Raw genomic sequence first — 17080 nt, forward strand, 5'->3', positions numbered from 1 at the left:
TATGTGCGGGGTTGACGTTGGGCGTCGGGGCCTACCGGTACGTACCGAACATTCAGTACCGTGACTCGTGAAGATCGGAGCACTCATGAAGATCGGAGCACTCATGAAGATCGTTGTCATCGGCGGCAGTGGCCACATCGGGTCCTTCCTCGTTCCCCGGCTTGTGCGCGCCGGGCACGAGGTCATCAACGTCAGCCGCGGAAGCAGCCCGCCGTACGCTGACGTCCCCGAATGGCAGCAGGTTCGGCAGGTCACCGCGGACCGCGACCACGAGGAACGCGAGGGCAGCTTCGGTGACAGGGTAGCGGCACTGGGTGCCGACGTCGTGGTTGACCTCATTTGCTTCACGCTCGAATCGGCCACCGCGCTGGTTGAAAGTCTGCGGAACCAGACGGAGCATCTGCTGCACTGCGGCTCCATATGGCGGCACGGGGTCAGCTTGAAGTTGCCCATTGCCGAGGGAGCGGAGTCCGCCGCTGAACCATTGGACCAGTACGGGATCCGGAAACGTGACATCGCGGACATGCTCAAGGAAGAGACTGCTGCCGGAGGCCTGGCCACAACATCCATTCACCCTGGACACATTGTGGGGCCCGGGTGGCAACCGATCGGACCTCTCGGCAATTTGGATCCCGCAGTGTGGAAGACGATTGCATCCGGTCAGCCGCTTCAGGTTCCCGGCAGCGGGACCGAATTGATGCACCACGTCCATGCCGACGATGTTGCGCAGGCCTTCGAGAAAGCCATCCTGAAACGGGACGCTGCAGCCGGGGAGGACTTCAACATTGTTGCGCCCACTGCCCTGACGGTTCGGGGTTACGTGAGCATTGCCTCGTCCTGGTTCGGGCAGGAGCCCCGCATGGAAACCGTGAGCTGGGAGGAGTTCCGCCGGACCACCACCCCGGAATTTGCCGATTCCAGCTGGGCCCACCTCTCCCGCAACCACTGCATGAGCATCCACAAGGCCGCATCCCTGATCGGGTACGCACCTGGATATGAACCCGAGCAGGCGGTGCGCGAATCCGTGCAATGGCTCATAGACAACAAACAACTCCCGGTGCCAAGCCTGCTGGCTTAAGTGGACCCATGTACAACTGCCACCCAAGGCCCGAAGCTTAAGGAGCGCAAGGGGGGAGCTATATGTACAAGGTGCCGAACAAAGAAGCTACAGACAGCCGGCTCGACCACGGATTTTTCATCCTTGGCGGCGCGGCTGCAGTGTGGCTGGCTTTTCTGCTGGTGGGGGAGAGCTTCCACCTGGGGTGGGGTCAGCTGTGGTTTTCGGTGGTGTTCTGGGCATTCCTGGCATACCTGCTGTTGCCCCGACTCCACAGGATTCTGACCACCATTTACGTTCCTGGGTACTTCATTGGCCGCGCCCGGACCAGTGATGGCCTGCTCGGTGACCCCGTCAACGTTGCCTTACTAGGGGCGGAACCGCAGATCCATGCGGTCATGAGGGCCGCCGGCTGGACCATGGCCGACGACGTGACCTTCGCCAGCAGCCGACGCATCATCAGCTCCACCATTTTCCGGCAGAGCTACACGGAGGCGCCCGTCAGCCCCCTGTATCTCTTCGACCGGCAGCAGGACTTCGCCTACCAGCAAGAGGTCAACAACACCCCCGGCAAACGCCACCACGTCCGCTTCTGGCGTTGCCCTGAAGGCTGGCTCCTGCCGGGAGGCCACAAAGTGGATTGGCTCGCCGCGGGTACGTACGATCGCAGCGTCGGCTTCTCCCTGTTTACGCTCCAGATCACGCACAAGATTGAACAGAACACCGATGTGGAGCGAGACCATATCGTTTCTACAGTTTCGGCCGCTGAGCCAGCCGTGATGGTGCAGGTCATCGAGGACTTCTCCACCGGTTATCACACGCGCAACGGCGGCGGTGACTCCATTTCCACCGACGGCGATTTGCCGATCGTCGACGCCCGCCGCGTCCCCGTTCCTTCGGATCAACCACCCAACCGGACCGATAGCAGGGACAGACGGCCGGCGCCCATCATGATGGGCGCCGCCCTGGTGGTGGCCAGGGCGGTGGCGGCGCTGGCCTTGGCGATCACCTTGTTCACCTCCGGTGGTGAAATATCCGGGCTCACCTTCGACGACGACTCATCAGACCCGCAAAGCACGACGGCGGCAATCGCCTTGGTAGCAGGAGTCGTCCTGGTGTTCGGGCTGGGTGAAGTTTTCCTGGCCTGGCGCATATTCCTTGGCAGCAACGGTGCCCGCGTCATTGCGATGGGCCTGAGTTCGCTGTCCATCCTGGTCCAGGCGATCGACTACTCTACGGGCAGCGCGAATATCACCCTTGAAGCCGGCCTCTCCGGCCTGGCCACTGACATCCTGGTGCTCCTGGCGTTGTCCAGCCAAAGGGCCCGGGTGTACGCCAAACGGCAGCGCGTTCCAGCTGTCCCGGCGTCGGTGGTCAGTCGGCGCGTGTCTTCCTGACCCTCTTTGGGCTTGGATTAGCCCTTACGTAACGCAGAACGGGTAACGCGCGCCTGCCGGATAGTCTGAAATCTGTTTCCAGAGCCTGCGCTGTCGGCGGGCCCCCCGAAGAGTGGATTGAGTAAGACGGTTTGGACGGTGTCCTCAAGGGTTTCTTCGTGGTCAGTATTGTGCTGCTCATCGGCTACATCCTCGGCAAAACCAAGGCGTTGGGGCCTGAGGGAAGCAAAGTCCTCTCCACTCTGACCTTCATGGTGGGTCTGCCTTGCTTGATGTTCTCGGCTATCGCATCCAGGCACATCAACGACGTCCTGAGCGCCACTGGCCTGATCTCCGTGGTGACGGCTGTGGCTGTCATGCTCGTGTTCACGGTGGCTGGCACGATTGCTCGATGGGGTGTCCGGCGCACAACTATTGGTGCGCTGTCCGTGGGCATCGTGAACTCCACCAACCTGGGTGTTCCGTTGTCGCTCTATATCCTGGGAAGTGCCACCTACGTCACGCCGATCATGCTGTTCCAGCTGGCTATCGTGACGCCCATTGCGCTGACGATCTTGGACCTCACCGACCCTGCGGGGAAGAAAGTGTCAGTGTGGCGCACGCTCTCCATCCCGTTCCGCAACCCTGTCACTGTTGCGGCGATCCTGGGCGTGCTGGTCAGCGCCCTGGGAATTCAATTGCCCAGCCTTGTCCTGGATCCGTTGGCGTTGGTTGCCCAACTGGCTGTCCCGCTGATGTTGATCATCTTCGGAATGTCCCTGCATGGATTGTCGGTCCGTCCCGGCATCGACGACCGCGTCCCCACCACCATCGCCGTCATCCTCAAGTCGGCCATCCAGCCCGTGCTCGCGTGGGTTTTGGCCGCTTTCGTCTTCCAGTTGGACCCCTTCAGCACCTTTGTGGTCACTGCCTGCGCGATCCTCCCCACCGGCCAGAACGTGGTCCTCTACTCAGTCCGCTACGGCGTGGGCCAAGGCATCGCCCAGTCAACGGCTGTGTTCACCAGCATCTTGGCTGTTCCGTTGCTGCTGGGTGCGGCCTGGTTGTTCGGCTAGGGCGGTCGTGTGGCCGTTTAGGGTGTCGGAGTTGAATCAATAGACTGGCTTGGCCCGTCGTGCGCGCTTCGGCACCATGGTCGGACCAGATCCGAAATCCGAATTGGGGACCTACGTTTTGACTACTGAATATCCGAAAATCACCGTTGTTGTGCCTACTTACAATGAGCGGGAAAACTTGCCCGTTCTCGTTGCCCAGCTCGATGCACTTGGGATCGTGAACCTAAATGTCCTCGTAGTGGATGACAACTCCCCCGATGGCACAGGAACGGTGGCTGACCAACTGGCAGCGGAATCCACGGGAACGGTGTCCGTCCTGCATAGGAAAGAAAAGGATGGGCTGGGGCGTGCCTATGTGGCCGGAATGACCCGTGCTCTGACGGAAGACTCCGACGTTGTCATCCAAATGGATGCAGATCTATCCCACCCCACGTCGGCAATTCCTACAATGCTTGACCGGATTCGTAATTCCGGTGCTGCGCTGGTGATCGGCTCGCGCTATGTCGCCGGTGGGTCCACGGCCGCGGAATGGCCGTGGCATCGCAAGGCGCTCTCAGCTTGGGCCAACTTTTACGTAGGCGCCATCCTGGGGTTGAAGGTTAAAGATGCAACAGCGGGTTTCAAGGCGTGGAAGGCCTCGGCGCTGACGCAGATTGATGTCGGGTCTGTTCGCAGTGACGGCTACTCATTCCAGGTTGAGATGAACTACCGGGCGGCCCGGCAAGGCCTTAAGATCGCTGAAGTACCCATCCACTTTGAAGAACGCGTCGAGGGCGCTTCAAAGATGAATCTCCGCGAACAGTTGGAGTCCGCGCTCACGCCGTGGAAGCTCCGGTTTCAAAAGTAGGCGCGTGCCGCCACCACCCACTTTGAGCCCAAGGAAGCTGAGACGCGCCGGCTTTCGCGGCGTGTTGGCCCGCCCAAACAATCAATGTGGGTGGTGACCGAACGCGTCCCAGCCACCGTTTAAGGCTCGACGGCGGCACTCAAGATGAGTGCCGCCGTCGAGCCTTAAGCGAATGTGAGAGAGCGTCCAGTGGAAACCCTAGGGATGTGAGAGAGCGTCCGGTGGAAGCCCTAGGGATGTGAGAGAGCGTCCGGTGGAAGCCCTAGGGATGTGAGAGAGGGTTACGCTGTGACGGCCAGGGCGTCGATCTCCACCAGCATGACCTCGTGCGGCAGGTCCACGAACACGGTGGTGCGGCTCGGCAGCAAACCACTGGGCACGTTCTCGCGGATGAACTCGCCGTAGACCTCGTTCATGGCAGCGAAGTGGTCGCGGGTGGTGAGGTAGACGCGGAACATGAGGACGTCTTCAACGGAGGATCCACCGGCTTCGAGGATGGCCTTCACGTTCTCCAGCGTGCGACGGGTCTGGACTTTGACGTCGCCCTCGCCGATGTACTGGTTGGTGGCGGGATCCATGGGTCCCTGGCCGGAGACCTGGAACATTCCGCCTTTTTTGATGCCCTGGGAGAATACGTGCGCCGGGGCGGGGGCGTTTTCGGTCAGTACTACGGTTTTTTCACTCATGCTGAGTTCCTTTCGTGGCTGATCCAGCCGAGGTCGTTGGAGATGGCCTCGGTGCTGGCTTTGAGGTCGGGCAGCAGCTCAAGCAAGCCTTCATAGCTGAGCATCACTACCGGTACCGAACAAGAGGCTGCGGCAACAACGGCGCCGCTGGCGTCCCGGATGGGGGCCGCGATGCAGTGCACGAACGCTTCGTGCTCGGCGTTGTCGTGGGCCCAGCCCTGTTCCTTGACCTGCTCGAGTTCGGCCAGCAAGGCCTCCGGCGAGGTCAGGGTGTTCTCGGTAACTTTTACGTAGTCCAGCCCCGCGGCGATCTTTTCCTGCCGGCTGCGCGGCATGTCGGAGAGGAGGACTTTGGACACAGCGGCCGAGTGCAGTGATGCAGTCAGGCCGATGCGCGAGTACATGCGCACGGGGTGGTGCGACTCGAACTTGTCGATGTACACCACTTCATTTCCTTCGAAGGCGGCGAGGTGCACGGTGTGCCCGGTGCGGCCGTTGAGTTCGGCCAGGTGCGGGTGCGCCACTTTGCGGATGTCCCGCTGTTCCAAGGCCAGCGAGGACAGTTCAAAAAGCTTGGAACCGAGCATGAACCGCTGGTCTTCGTCCCTCACCACAAACCGTTTTTCTTCCATGGCGTGCAGGAGCCGCATCACCGTGGTCTTGTGCACGGCGGCCTTGGACGCGAGCTCGTCCAGGGTTGCTGGTTTGGCGGCGAGTTCGCCGAGCAGGTCGATTGCTCGCAGGAGACTCTGGCTCACGGTGTCACGCTCCGGTTCTGGTGTTGAATTGTCCGTCTTCAACATGGATAGCAGCCCACGCGTCATCCGAAGAATCGAGGATGGCTGCGAGTTCGGCGGCGTCGGGCAGCGGACCGCGGTCGCCGTGGACGGTGAGGGTGCATGCAGCAGCAACGTGGCCGCGGCGGAGGCGTTCCTTTTGGCCGAGCCCGAACAGCATGCCGCTGAGGTAACCGGCGGCGAACGAGTCACCCGCACCAACAGGCTCGACGACGGCGACGGACAGTGCGGGCACCTCTTCCCGGGTGCCGCTCCGGTCCAAAGAGATGGCGCTGATGGCCTCGTTCTTGATGACCAGTACCTTCGGGTCGGGCATCATGTGGCGGAGTTCGGCTTCGTCGGTGGTGCCGAAGGCGTGCTCGGCTTCGTCTTTTCCAACAAGCACGACGTCGGCCAGGTTCGCCAGGCGCTGCAGGACGGAACGGTCCTGGCCTGCCCAGAGGGCTTCGCGCCAGTTGACGTCGAAGCTGATGGTCCGCCCGTTGCGGGGAGAGGTCAGGATTGCTTCCAACAGCGAAAGACACTCGGGGGAGAGAGCAGCGGTGATCCCACTCAGATGGATCAGCGCAGCGTTCTCAAGCAACGACGAAACGGCTGGATTGGACAGTGTGTCCCGTCCCATAGCCGAGGCCGCAGATCCTTGCCGGTAGTACAGAACCGAGCTGCCGCCGTCGGGGTCTGACTCCTGGGCCGGGACTTTGACGTACAGGCCGGTGGGGAGGGATTGGTCCACTTCCACGCCGGAGACGCCCACGCCGTGATCCTGAAGCTCGCGCAGGATGCGGGTGCCGAAGCCGTCGTGGCCCACCCGGCTGACCCAGTGCGTGTCCAGGCCCATGGCCGCCAAGCCCATGGCGACGTTGGATTCCGCGCCGCCGACCCCGAAGTGAAGTTCGGTTGCCAGGTGCAGGGGGACGGCGTGGACAGGGGTAAGCATGGCCATGGTTTCGCCCACGCATACGGCTGAAAGCATCGTTCTCCCACTAGTTCGTGCGCTTCGCAGCGGCCTTGACTCTCGATCCGCCACCATGTTAGACATATCACCAGCAGGTTTGCAACCAGCGTTGCAAAATACGCAACGCAAGCAGAACTCACCCAACAACCCCACAACGCAGCTTCAAGAACGCAGCACCGCGAAGGGAACCAAACGCGTGAACACTTCCGAAGCCATCTCGGCATCCGCCGTGTCAGGCCTGGCTGAACGCCGTCTGGACTGGCGCCACAAAGCAGTGCCCGCATCCGCGAACGGAACCACCCATGCGGACTTCCTCGCCGCCAAGCACACGCTGGCCGACCTTCAAACGCCGCTGCTCACGCTCGACGCCGGCGCACTGCGGGCCAACGCCGACCGCCTGGCCCATTGGTGCGCCGAACACGGTGTGCTGCTCGCCCCGCACGGCAAGACCACCATGTCGCCCCAGCTGTGGACCGAGCAGCTCAACCGGGGCGCTTGGGGCATCACCCTGGCCAACTTCGCCCAGCTCCGCGTAGCCCGCGAATTCGGCGTGCGGAACCTGCAGCTCGCCAACAGCCTCACGGATCCGCACGCGATCCAGTGGGTCGCAAGTCAGCCCGCGGACACCACCATCCTGTCGTGGATCGACTCGCCGGGAACCGTGGACGTCATCAACCGGACGCTTGCCGGCAGCGATGCCGTGCTGGACGTCCTGGTGGAGCTCGGCGCCCACGGCGGCCGGACCGGTGCCCGATCCGTGGAGGCTGCCGTGGAGATAGCCCGGGCAATCTCCGCCTCACCGAACCTTCGCCTGGTGGGCGTCAGCGGTTACGAAGGCTCGCTCGCGCACACAGCGGACGACGCCGGCCTGGCCGCCGTTCGCGGCTACCTCGCCCGGATAGGACTGCTCCACGAGCAGCTTCTCGCCGAAGGCCTGTATGGCACGGATTCCGTGTTCCTCACAGCCGGGGGAAGCGCCTACTTTGACGACGTTGTGACGGTTCTGTCGCCGTACATCAGGGCAGACCCGGAGGACGGTCCCAATGTGGACCTCATGATCCGCAGCGGCGCCTACATCATCCACGACGACGGCTTCTACCGCGGAATCTCGCCGTTTTCCCGCGAAGGCAACCAACCGTTCACAGCGGGGATGCACGGCTGGGCACGCGTTGTTTCGCAGACTGAACCGGGCCTGGCCATCCTCGACGCCGGCAAGCGCGACCTCCCGTTCGACGAAGGCCTGCCCGAGCCGCAGTTCATCGGCCCGGTCCTTGGTGAAGCTATGCAACCGCTGCTTGGTGCCCAGATCACCTCGGTCAACGACCAACACAGCTTCATGAGCTACGACGCCAACACCACCACGGTAAACCCCGGCGACGTCGTCCGGCTGGGCCTGTCCCATCCGTGCACAGCGTTCGACAAGTGGACCGTCATCCCGGTGCTCGCGGACAGCGCGTCCGCCGAAAGTGCCGGCGACCAAACCGTCGTCGACCTCATCCATACCTTCTTCTAGGACCCATGCCATGAAGACCCTCATCAACAATGCCACCCTGGTGGACGGAACGGGAGCGGCCCGCCGCCGCGCGGACGTCCTGCTGGACGGCGCGGTGATTGCCGCCGTCGTCGACGCCGGAACCCTCGACGCCGGGTCCCTCACCGCAGTGGAAACCGGCGCGGAGCGCGTCATCGATGCCACCGGTCTGGTCCTGAGCCCCGGGTTCATCGACATGCACGCGCACTCGGACCTGCAACTGCTGGTCAACAGGGATCACTACGCCAAGCTCAGCCAAGGCGTCACCACGGAATTGTTGGGTCAGGACGGACTGTCCTATGCGCCGGTTGATGATGCCACGCTGGCGGGTGTCCGCGAGAAAATCGCCGGCTGGAACGACAATCCTGCCGAGTTCGACTGGAACTGGCGGACAGTTGGCGAGTACCTCGACCGACTGGACACGGAACAGGACGGTGGCCGAATCGCCACCAACGCCGCCTACCTTGTTCCCCAAGGAACCGTCCGCGCCATGGTGATGGGCTTCGCCGAAGGTGACCCCACGCCGGAGCAACAGCAGCAGATGCAGGACATCATCCGCACGGCGATGGAGGAAGGGGCCGTGGGAATGTCCTCGGGCCTCACCTACACGCCGGGCATGTACGCGCAGACCGAGGAACTCGCCGGGCTCTGCCGGACGGTGGGTGAACTGGGTGGCTTCTATGCGCCGCACCACCGCTCCTACGGCAAGGGTGCGCTGGGTGCCTACGCCGAGATGATCGGGCTGAGCCGCGAGACTGGATGTGCCCTGCACTTGTCCCACGCCACCATGAATTTCGCGGAAAACAAGGGCCGGGCGGGGGAGCTCCTGGAGCTGATCGACCAAGCCCTTGACCAGGGTGTGGACATCACCCTGGACACGTACCCGTACCTCCCGGGCGCCACCACACTGTCCGCGATCCTCCCCAGCTGGGCGTCGTCGGGCGGAACCGAGGCCACGCTGGCCCGCTTGGCAGATCCGGAAACCCGCGCACGCATCCAAGAAGCCGTGGAGATCTACGGCTCCGACGGCTGCCACGGAGTGGTGGCCGAATGGGACACCCTGGAGATCAGCGGCGTCCAGAATCCCGCGCTCTCAGGCTACGTGGGCAAGACCGTTCGGGACATCGCTTCCGAGACCAAGCAAGAGCCTTTCGACGTTTTCGCGCAGATCCTCACGGAAGACCGCCTCGGCACCGGAATCCTGCAGCACGTGGGTCACGAGGAAAACGTGCAGGCCATCATGAAACACCGCACCCACACCGGCGGCAGCGACGGACTCTTGGTCGGCGCCAAGCCACACCCCCGCGCTTGGGGAACCTTCCCGCGCTACCTCGGCCACTACTCCCGGGACCTCGGACTCTTGAGCCTCGAGGAAATGGTCCACCACCTCACCGGCCGGCCCGCCGCACGACTCAAGCTCCACAACAGGGGACTGGTCCGCGAAGGCTACGCGGCCGACGTCGTGCTCTTCGATCCGGAAACCGTCCGCGACGAAGCCACTTTTGAGAACCCCCGCCAAGCCGCCAGCGGCCTCCAGTACGTCTTCGTCAACGGCACGGCAGCGATCGACGGCGGCAAGCCCACCGGCGCCCGCGCGGGCCGTGCCCTTCGTCGCAGCAGCGACGGCCTCACCAGAGAAGGACAACAATGACCCCTGAACAATTCCTCCAGCAGCTTGAAGCCGACCGCACCCTGGCCGTGGTCCGCGCACCGTCCATCACCGACGCCGCCGATCTCTGCCGGGCGCTGGCCGACGGCGGCATCCGCAGCGTCGAACTGACCTTCACCACACCGGATGTGCTCACGCACGTCAAGCGCGCGGCGGAGACCGCAGCGGAGCACGGCGCCGCCGTCGGAATCGGCACCGTGATGACCGCTGATCAAGCCCGCGCAGCGATCGACGCCGGTGCGCAGTTCCTGGTGACGCCCGGCCTCAGGCCGGAGGTCGCCGCCGTCGCCGTGGCTGCGGGGATCCCGTTCAGCCTCGGCGCCATGACCCCCACCGAGGTGGCACAGGCCCTGGACCTGGGCTCGGCCGCCGTCAAGATTTTCCCCGCCCGCCAGCTCGGCCCGGCGTATCTGAAGGACCTGCAGGGCCCGTACCCGGGCATCCGATTGCTGCCTTCAGGAGGCATCGACGCCTCCAACGCCAAGAGCTACCTCGACGCCGGTGCTGCCGCAGTCTGCTGCGGCACCAGCGTAGTCCCGCCCGCGGCAGTTGCTGCAGGTGACTGGGCAGACATCGCGGCACGTGCCGCAGCCTTCACCGGCACCCTCAAGTAGGACTTACCCAGAAAGACTCGTCATGACTGAATTCCTCGAATGGCTGCGGCACGACACCGCCGGCCTGCTCCTCCTGGCAGGCGCCGGCATTGCCCTTCTGCTGTTCCTGATCATCAAGGTCAAGCTCGAACCGTTCATCGCCCTGGTGGGAACCGGTGTGATCGTGGCCCTGGTGGGTGGGATCTCCGTGGAGGCCCTTGTCGGCTCGGCCACCAAGAGCAGCGACGCCCTCATTGAGAAGGGCTTCGCCGGCATCCTCGGCCACATCACGGTAATCATTGGCCTCGGTACCGTCCTCGGCGCCATCTTGGAACGGTCCGGTGGTGCGGAAGTGCTTTTGGGCCGCCTCGTGAAGATCTTCGGCGAAAAGGGCACCCCGCTCGCCATGGGTATCACCGGCTTCGTGCTGGGTATCCCCGTGTTCTTCGACATCGGCATCTTTGTCCTTGCCCCGCTGGTGTACGTCGCCGCAATCCGTGGCGGCAAGTCGCTGGCCCTTTACGCCCTGCCGTTGCTCGCTGGACTCTCCGTGACGCACGCCTTCCTTCCTCCGCACCCCGGCCCCGTTGCTGCGGCCGGACTGTTCGGCGTGGATCTCGGCTGGATCATCCTCATGGGCCTCATCTGCGGTATTCCTGCATGGTTCGCATCCGGTATTTTGTGGGGCACCTGGATCGGCAAGCGAGTCATGGTTTCCGTTCCGGAGGATCGCATTGTTCCCGAAGCCGAGGAAGCCAAGGGCCACGAACCGTCCATCGGACTGGTGCTTCTGGCCATCGGTTTGCCCATGATCCTCATCCTCGGCGGTACCTTCGGAAACATCTTTGCTCCCGCAGGCACCTTCCGTGATGTGCTCCAGTTCTTCGGCAACCCGGCCATCGCGCTGACCGTCGCCGTGCTCCTGGCCATGTGGCTCCTGGGAATCCGCCGCGGCATGACCTCCGCCGAACTCAGCGAAATCACTGGATCCTCGTTGCGTCCCGTGGGCATGATCCTGCTGGTTGTGGGTGCCGGCGCCTTCTTCGGCGCAGTCCTCTCAGCCACCGGTGTCGGCAAGGCCGTGGCCGATTCACTGTCCCAAGCCGGGCTTCCCATCATCCTGTCCGCCTTCGTGATCAGCGCCGGCATGCGCATCGCCCAGGGCTCGGCCACCGTTGCAATCGTGACCACCGGCGGCATCCTGGCCCCCAGCCTCGCCTCCGGCTACTCGCAACCGCAGCTCGCGCTGATCGTGGTGGCTATCTCCTCGGGCTCCATCATCGCCAGCCACGTGAACGACGGCGGATTCTGGATCATCTCCAAGTACTTCAACATGTCAGTCAAGGACACCCTGAAGACCTGGACCGTGCTGGAAACAGTGCTTTCCATTGTGGGCTTCGGTATGGCGGCGCTGCTGTACACGTTCGTCAGGTGACCTCTTGGCACCCAATCCGGGTGGCGACGTCGTGCTTGTAGCGTGAGCCTGTACCGTCACCACCCACATTGAAATCACAACGGCCCCGACACGCCTGCAACCAGGCGTGTCGGGGCCGTTTTCGCGTCAAAGAAGGTGGTGGCGGCACGCGGGTGAGCCCGCTTAAAACAAAGAGCTCCGGAGTGCGTTATTGGGGGATACGCACTCCGGAGCAGCCTTTGAGCAGGGGCTTTCGCCTTCCTGCAGTAATTACTCTACGTGCCGAGAGACGCCTTTGCCACCACCTCGAATAAGTACTTTCGCTTTAGTTTTTATGGGCGGCGTTCTGCCTCTTCTTTTGGGGCACAATCAGCACCGGACGCCGCTGGTGATGACTTAGCCAGGCCGCCACCGAGCCGTTCAAGGCTTCGGAAATTCGGTGCCCCAGCCCGGGCTCCGGGGTCCCGACGATAATCATTGAGGCATCGATATCCGCCGCCAAGCGGCCCAAGGCCCTGGCGGGATCACCCGCTAGCAAGCGCAGAGTCCAATCGGCTGTCCCGCCGTCCATGGCCTCCGCGATTGCCTTACCCAGATCACCGCGGACGGCAGCGACGTCCTCGTCATCCTTTTTGGGATGCAGCGACATCCGGTGCGTCTCGCGCGAGGGGTCCCACTCCACAAGGTAGCTGGCCTCATCCACGTACGCGCAAACCAGCGGAACGCCGAGTTGTTCGGCGAGGGTCCTGGCAGTTTGCAGGACCTCCACATGCTGGTCCGGCAGCACTCCGACAACAAGGGGAATACGTCCGCTGAAACCTTCCGCTGCCATACCCTTATTGTTGCGCTGCGGCGTGCGCTTGAACAGCTACTTAGGCCCAGCCATGGGCGGACCCTTGTAGACGTTCCTGACCGGGCCTACGGTTAATCCGGGTCCACGGCTCATCCGAAGGAAGGCGGTCCGCGATGGAAATCTACATGTGGTGGCTCGATCTGCACTTGGACAGCAAGGAATGGCTGCGGGAAAACCTGCGCGCCGAAGAGCTGCCGCTGCAGGTACTGCAGCATATTGCCGAAGCCGGCGGGCCCCATCCGGACAAGGTCAGTGGCGTCCTGACCGTTGCGGACTGGGACTTCATCGAGACACAGTCGGAGTTCGTGGACTGACGGGGCCCGTCAGCCAGCCGGGGCCGGCGCCAGCGGCGTGGCTGTTCCCGGGTTCGCCGCTATGCGCAGCTGGTGGCTGGTCGAGTGGCCGTGACGATGACCTGGGCGGCAGTGTCCGGACCAAGTGAGGGGCTCTCGTGAGCCTGAGCCACCACCTGCACAGGCCTCTGCTTTGCCCTCATCCGCAGAAGTGCCACGGCTGAGATCAGGAACCACGCTACGTTCGTTACTACGGATGGCCAGGCTCCGTGGAGCGTGCCATTAATGATGAAGGCGCACGAACCAAACAGATTGACTGTCTGGAAGGTACTGCCCGCCTGCAACCAGCCCATGGACACTGCCATGTAGCCGCCGAGCATCGCCACTGCACCGGCCCAACCGGCAATTTCGAACAGCAGTTCCATGGGAGTCCTTTCACGTTTTTTGGCACCCGGATAAAGCCGACGGGTGGCGTCAGGACCGGGTTGGGGGCTTGATTCGATAGTCGGTGTTGCGAGACAGAATCGTGCTTTTGAGTCAATATTGAGCGAGGAAGTCATTTAGTTCAATTGCATTATTCTGAAGCCCATGTTTAGGAGCGCTTAACATGGATATGGACCCGCGCCGGCTGCTGGTGCTTCTCGCGGTTGCACGGACCGGAGGCGTTCTCGCGGCAGCAGATGAATTGCGGATTACGCCCTCCGCAGTGTCGCAGCAACTCAGCAAACTCGAGAGCGAAGCAGGGCAGGCGTTACTCCTGCGTACCCCAAAAGGTTCAGTGCTCACACCCGCAGGCCTGGCCATGGCAGAGGCAGGGGAAGAGATAGAACGGGCACTCAACGTAGCCCGGGCCCGGATGCAAAGCGAAGTCAATATCGCGGGAGTGGTGCGGGTGGGCGGCTTCACCAGTTTCATGCGCACAGTGGTGATCCCGCGCCTCCCCGATTGGCGGAGCCAATACCCACAGCTGCAGATTCAGATTGTTGAGGACAGCTTTCCTGCGCTGATGCGGCTGCTCCGGCAACGCCAGCTCGACGCTGTGGTGATCGAACAGGATTCGACGGCGGCAGAGCAGCACCCGATGGCGACCGGAATGATCCAGGAACCCTTGCTGGATGAACCGTGGAAGCTCGTGGTCCCCGCAGGAACCTTGCTCGGCACGGACAACATCGACCTGAGCCGCTTGCCGTTGCCGTGGCTGGGAGTCGAGCCGTCAGCAGCCAACACTGCCGTGCTTGGGCGCCTCCGCCACTCGACGGGCGCCCGGATTGAGACTGTTCACCAGTACCACGACACGCTCACCGCGCTGGCACTGGTGGCTGCCGGTGAGGGGGTCGCGATCGTGCCCACCCTGGCCCTGACGGGTGTGGTCCATGACCAAGTGGACATCCTTGATGTTCCCGGGTTGGGGACCCGGCACATCGCGTTACGAAGGTTCGACCGGAGAAGGGCAGCGAGCCTGCCCGTGGACACAGTGGCCCGCCTGCTCCGGGAATCTGCGGCCGCGTTCGACACCCGCTCAGGGTCCTGAGCAGTCCCGCCTTCCCAGACAGGACTGGTCAGGCCGGGGCTGGTCAGTTGGGGACTGGTCAGGCGGGGACAGGTTCAGCTAGTTCAGCGCGGGAGTGTCCACCGGCACTACGCCCGAGCCATAGAGGTCGGTGGCCAGTTCCCGAAGTGCGCGAAGAGCCACCCTCTGGGTGAACGGACCATAGGACACGCGGGCAACACCAAGTTCCTGAAGCTCGGCTGCCGGGAGGGCTCCGGGAGCACCGATGACGGAGAGCTTCCCATGTCCGAGGCCTTCAACCAGCGGTTCGATGACCTCACGGGCCATGGCACCTGGCACGAAGACCAGCGAAGCGCCGGCATCAAGGAAGGCGCGTCCCCTCGCGATGGCGTCTTCGATGCTGTCTTTGATCGGCCGGTCCCCGCCCCGGGCGATAGCGTCCGTGCGCGCGTTCAGCTGGAACGCGATGCCTTCGTCCGCGGCGGCCGCAATGATCGACTGAACGCGGGCAACGGCCTCGTCGAAGGGCCGCAAACGGTCTTCAACATTTGCACCGACTACCCCGATCCCGATCGCCCGGCGGATGGTCTCACCCGGGTTGTCGTAGCCATCGTCCAGGTCCGCAGTGACCGGCTGATCGACGGCGTCGACAATTCGCTTTACCCCATCAAGAGCGACGTCCAAAGGCATGGTCCCGTCGGCGTAACCAAAGGCTGCAGCAATGGAATGCCCTGCAGTGGCAATGGCCTTCGTTTCAGGAAGCGCTGCAACCGTGCGGGCGCTGATGGCGTCCCACACATTCACAACACTCAGGATTTCCGGTGCCTCGTGCAGGGCTTTCAGCTGTTGTGCACGGGCGATGGTGTTTGCTTCAGTCATTGTTGTTCTCCGTCATCGTTGTCCGTCATTCACGGGTGGAACCGGGCTCATTTGCCACCCACAGCCTAGGCATAACGTCACACAACGCGATACCAGGGGCCCGCAGACACTGAACGCCCTACCCCTCGACTCGTGACTACGGACGTCCAAGGAACGTGGGCAGCGGGTCCACTGAATCTGCGCCCACAACCCTGTTTCTTCCCTGCCCCTTTGCGGTGTACAGCGCGGCGTCTGCCACGTTGATCATGAAGGCCAGGTCCGGAGTCCCGGTACCAGTGGACGTGACACCGTAACTGACCGTCGGAAAGGGCAAGCCATCCGGACCTGCCATGGAGGACAGGCGGCGGCTGATCTCTGAGGCGATGGCTTCGGCCCGCTGCTGAGTCGCCCCCGGCAGGAACAGGATGAATTCTTCACCGCCGTACCGTCCAACAAGGTCGGTTGATCTCACCGAAGCGGTGCAGGCCTCGGCGAAAGCACACAAGGCAGCGTCCCCGGCCGCATGCCCGTGTTCATCATTGATGGCTTTGAAATAGTCGAGGTCGGCCAGGATCAAGGCTCCGCCTTGCCGGGAAGCCGGGCCAGCCAGTTCCTTTGCAGCCAGACCCAGGAAGGCGCCCCGGTTCAGCAGCCCTGTCAGATGGTCCCGCTCGGCGCGCTCCTTGAGTTTTGTGATCAGCTGGCAATTGCTGAGCGCGTTCAGGGTGTAGGTCAGCGACACCAGGAGGACTATGTGCATGAGCGCCGCTGGCGCGTACCCAAAGTATGTCCGGAATGAACTCCCGTCCGGGCCTTCCAGCACAAACGTGATCGCCCTGCCCAGATAGTAGAGGGAGGTCAGTGCGGCGGCCAGGGCCAGGAACTTCGTCACCCGGAACTGGGCGGACTTCGCGAACCACAGTTCAGCCGCAGCCATACCAAGGGCCGCCGCCGTCATACCCAGGTAGACCAAGCCTCCGGACCACAGGCTGGATTCAGCATCGTCCATCACCGACACAAGGCAGGTGATCAGTGGTGCCGGTGCCAACTGCCAGGCTCTGACTTTACGGCCGCGAAGAGTTCGCGCTCCTGCCCAGACGCTGAAAGCTCCGGCCACAACCAATGCCTTGCCCGGCGGATTGGCCCACGCCAGGAAGGAGCTTCCGTTCAGCAGGAAGGCGGAATTTCCGGCAAAGAAGAGACACAAGGCTGCCCGCCACCAATCGGTGCTCGGAGACCGGAGACGCCGGGAGGAGACCCAGGAGAGGACTATCAGGGTCAGGGTGACTACCCCGAGGACCATCCTCACGGAGAACGGGTCCAGGACTATGGCTACTTCTTGCAAAGAGACTGCAATCATGGCTCGGTCCTGCTACCGGCCGGCCACCGTGGAACTCGTTTTTGGTGCTCTCATGCCTCTTTGACCTCGCAAAACATTTTATCCCCCAATAAGTTGCTGCGGCCGTATGACCGCAAAACCACAGTCAAGCACGTTTTCTTCAGTCAGTAGCCAACTGTCACACCAACCCGCGAAAAGTTTTTTTGATTTTCGCGTCACGATTGGG

General features: G+C 62.9%; 17 protein-coding genes. 10 read left to right on the top strand and 7 right to left on the bottom strand.

The features are described 5' to 3' along the window. The first annotated feature begins 103 nt into the window (after window positions 1–103). The 4 genes from AC1RJY_RS12505 (at window position 104) to AC1RJY_RS12520 (ending at window position 4356) form a co-directional block, all read left to right on the top strand. Window positions 104–1078, top strand: a complete 975-nt coding sequence (locus tag AC1RJY_RS12505) for an NAD-dependent epimerase/dehydratase family protein (protein WP_498602434.1) — start codon at window positions 104–106, stop codon at window positions 1076–1078. A 62-nt stretch (window positions 1079–1140) separates the two neighbouring features. After that, window positions 1141–2454 (top strand): LssY C-terminal domain-containing protein, encoded by a 1314-nt coding sequence (locus tag AC1RJY_RS12510; protein WP_011776659.1) that lies wholly within the window; start codon window positions 1141–1143, stop codon window positions 2452–2454. A gap of 158 nt (window positions 2455–2612) precedes the next feature. Then, window positions 2613–3509, top strand: a complete 897-nt coding sequence (locus AC1RJY_RS12515; RefSeq protein ID WP_238324424.1) for an AEC family transporter — start codon at window positions 2613–2615, stop codon at window positions 3507–3509. A gap of 76 nt (window positions 3510–3585) precedes the next feature. Further along, entirely contained in the window at window positions 3586–4356 is a 771-nt protein-coding gene (locus AC1RJY_RS12520; RefSeq protein WP_498602435.1) for a polyprenol monophosphomannose synthase, read from the top strand. Between the two features lie 281 nt (window positions 4357–4637). Here AC1RJY_RS12520 and AC1RJY_RS12525 read toward each other — a convergent pair whose 3' ends face one another. Genes AC1RJY_RS12525 through AC1RJY_RS12535 form a run of 3 tightly spaced genes read right to left on the bottom strand, consistent with a single transcriptional unit; the run spans window position 4638 to window position 6812 of the window. Next, entirely contained in the window at window positions 4638–5042 is a 405-nt protein-coding gene (locus tag AC1RJY_RS12525; protein WP_011776657.1) for a RidA family protein, read from the bottom strand. Further along, window positions 5039–5845: an IclR family transcriptional regulator gene (locus tag AC1RJY_RS12530; protein WP_498602407.1), complete on the bottom strand. Its 807-nt coding sequence runs from the start codon at window positions 5843–5845 to the stop codon at window positions 5039–5041. The genes AC1RJY_RS12525 and AC1RJY_RS12530 overlap by 4 nt, the downstream gene beginning before the upstream one ends. Beyond that, complete coding sequence (locus AC1RJY_RS12535) at window positions 5805–6812, bottom strand: sugar kinase (RefSeq protein WP_498602408.1); 1008 nt, start codon at window positions 6810–6812, stop codon at window positions 5805–5807. Before AC1RJY_RS12535 ends, AC1RJY_RS12530 begins: the two co-directional genes overlap by 41 nt. Before the next feature lie 178 nt (window positions 6813–6990). Here AC1RJY_RS12535 and AC1RJY_RS12540 point away from each other — a divergent pair, with 178 nt between their 5' ends. From AC1RJY_RS12540 to AC1RJY_RS12555, 4 genes are read left to right on the top strand one after another with little or no spacing between them, the layout of a single operon-like run. Next, entirely contained in the window at window positions 6991–8307 is a 1317-nt protein-coding gene (locus AC1RJY_RS12540; RefSeq protein ID WP_043471586.1) for an alanine racemase, read from the top strand. 10 nt (window positions 8308–8317) lie between these two features. Next, complete coding sequence (locus AC1RJY_RS12545) at window positions 8318–9976, top strand: N-acyl-D-amino-acid deacylase family protein (protein WP_498602409.1); 1659 nt, start codon at window positions 8318–8320, stop codon at window positions 9974–9976. Then, a complete protein-coding gene (locus tag AC1RJY_RS12550; RefSeq protein WP_011776652.1) occupies window positions 9973–10608 on the top strand; it encodes a bifunctional 4-hydroxy-2-oxoglutarate aldolase/2-dehydro-3-deoxy-phosphogluconate aldolase in 636 nt (211 codons plus the stop codon). The genes AC1RJY_RS12545 and AC1RJY_RS12550 overlap by 4 nt, the downstream gene beginning before the upstream one ends. Before the next feature lie 22 nt (window positions 10609–10630). Further along, a complete protein-coding gene (locus tag AC1RJY_RS12555; protein WP_014923241.1) occupies window positions 10631–12022 on the top strand; it encodes a GntP family permease in 1392 nt (463 codons plus the stop codon). Between the two features lie 304 nt (window positions 12023–12326). Here the strand turns inward: AC1RJY_RS12555 and AC1RJY_RS12560 are convergent, their stop codons facing one another. Beyond that, the gene (locus AC1RJY_RS12560) at window positions 12327–12833 is read right to left on the bottom strand and encodes a universal stress protein (protein ID WP_498602410.1); all 507 of its coding nucleotides are present in this window, start codon (window positions 12831–12833) and stop codon (window positions 12327–12329) included. A 134-nt stretch (window positions 12834–12967) separates the two neighbouring features. On the opposite strand from AC1RJY_RS12560, the gene AC1RJY_RS12565 reads away from it, so the two are divergent. Then, window positions 12968–13168 (top strand): hypothetical protein, encoded by a 201-nt coding sequence (locus AC1RJY_RS12565; protein WP_011776649.1) that lies wholly within the window; start codon window positions 12968–12970, stop codon window positions 13166–13168. A 59-nt stretch (window positions 13169–13227) separates the two neighbouring features. On the opposite strand, the gene AC1RJY_RS12570 is transcribed toward AC1RJY_RS12565, so the two are convergent. Further along, on the bottom strand, window positions 13228–13572 hold the full coding sequence (locus AC1RJY_RS12570; protein WP_238324422.1) for a CBU_0592 family membrane protein: 345 nt from the start codon (window positions 13570–13572) through the stop codon (window positions 13228–13230). 182 nt (window positions 13573–13754) lie between these two features. Here AC1RJY_RS12570 and AC1RJY_RS12575 point away from each other — a divergent pair, with 182 nt between their 5' ends. Then, complete coding sequence (locus AC1RJY_RS12575; protein WP_014923239.1) at window positions 13755–14678, top strand: LysR family transcriptional regulator; 924 nt, start codon at window positions 13755–13757, stop codon at window positions 14676–14678. 78 nt (window positions 14679–14756) lie between these two features. Here AC1RJY_RS12575 and AC1RJY_RS12580 read toward each other — a convergent pair whose 3' ends face one another. Both AC1RJY_RS12580 and AC1RJY_RS12585 read right to left on the bottom strand, forming a co-directional pair. Beyond that, window positions 14757–15536: an isocitrate lyase/PEP mutase family protein gene (locus tag AC1RJY_RS12580; RefSeq protein ID WP_498602411.1), complete on the bottom strand. Its 780-nt coding sequence runs from the start codon at window positions 15534–15536 to the stop codon at window positions 14757–14759. A gap of 136 nt (window positions 15537–15672) precedes the next feature. Further along, complete coding sequence (locus AC1RJY_RS12585) at window positions 15673–16875, bottom strand: GGDEF domain-containing protein (protein ID WP_011776645.1); 1203 nt, start codon at window positions 16873–16875, stop codon at window positions 15673–15675. Between the last annotated feature and the right edge of the window lie 205 nt (window positions 16876–17080).

The sequence above is a fragment of the Arthrobacter sp. GW822-FHT05G07 genome (assembly GCF_058799755.1).

Bases quoted from the DNA above. Each gene is read 5' to 3' on its own strand.
- AC1RJY_RS12505 (WP_498602434.1), top strand. From the start codon at position 104: ATGAAGATCGTTGTCATCGGCGGCAGTGGCCACATCGGGTCCTTCCTC.
- AC1RJY_RS12510 (WP_011776659.1), top strand. From the start codon at position 1,141: ATGTACAAGGTGCCGAACAAAGAAGCTACAGACAGCCGGCTCGACCAC.
- AC1RJY_RS12520 (WP_498602435.1), top strand. From the start codon at position 3,586: ATGGTCGGACCAGATCCGAAATCCGAATTGGGGACCTACGTTTTGACT.
- AC1RJY_RS12525 (WP_011776657.1), bottom strand. From the start codon at position 5,042: ATGAGTGAAAAAACCGTAGTACTGACCGAAAACGCCCCCGCCCCGGCG.
- AC1RJY_RS12530 (WP_498602407.1), bottom strand. From the start codon at position 5,845: ATGTTGAAGACGGACAATTCAACACCAGAACCGGAGCGTGACACCGTG.
- AC1RJY_RS12535 (WP_498602408.1), bottom strand. From the start codon at position 6,812: ATGCTTTCAGCCGTATGCGTGGGCGAAACCATGGCCATGCTTACCCCT.
- AC1RJY_RS12545 (WP_498602409.1), top strand. From the start codon at position 8,318: ATGAAGACCCTCATCAACAATGCCACCCTGGTGGACGGAACGGGAGCG.
- AC1RJY_RS12550 (WP_011776652.1), top strand. From the start codon at position 9,973: ATGACCCCTGAACAATTCCTCCAGCAGCTTGAAGCCGACCGCACCCTG.
- AC1RJY_RS12555 (WP_014923241.1), top strand. From the start codon at position 10,631: ATGACTGAATTCCTCGAATGGCTGCGGCACGACACCGCCGGCCTGCTC.
- AC1RJY_RS12560 (WP_498602410.1), bottom strand. From the start codon at position 12,833: ATGGCAGCGGAAGGTTTCAGCGGACGTATTCCCCTTGTTGTCGGAGTG.
- AC1RJY_RS12565 (WP_011776649.1), top strand. From the start codon at position 12,968: ATGGAAATCTACATGTGGTGGCTCGATCTGCACTTGGACAGCAAGGAA.
- AC1RJY_RS12570 (WP_238324422.1), bottom strand. From the start codon at position 13,572: ATGGAACTGCTGTTCGAAATTGCCGGTTGGGCCGGTGCAGTGGCGATG.
- AC1RJY_RS12575 (WP_014923239.1), top strand. From the start codon at position 13,755: ATGGATATGGACCCGCGCCGGCTGCTGGTGCTTCTCGCGGTTGCACGG.
- AC1RJY_RS12580 (WP_498602411.1), bottom strand. From the start codon at position 15,536: ATGACTGAAGCAAACACCATCGCCCGTGCACAACAGCTGAAAGCCCTG.
- AC1RJY_RS12585 (WP_011776645.1), bottom strand. From the start codon at position 16,875: ATGATTGCAGTCTCTTTGCAAGAAGTAGCCATAGTCCTGGACCCGTTC.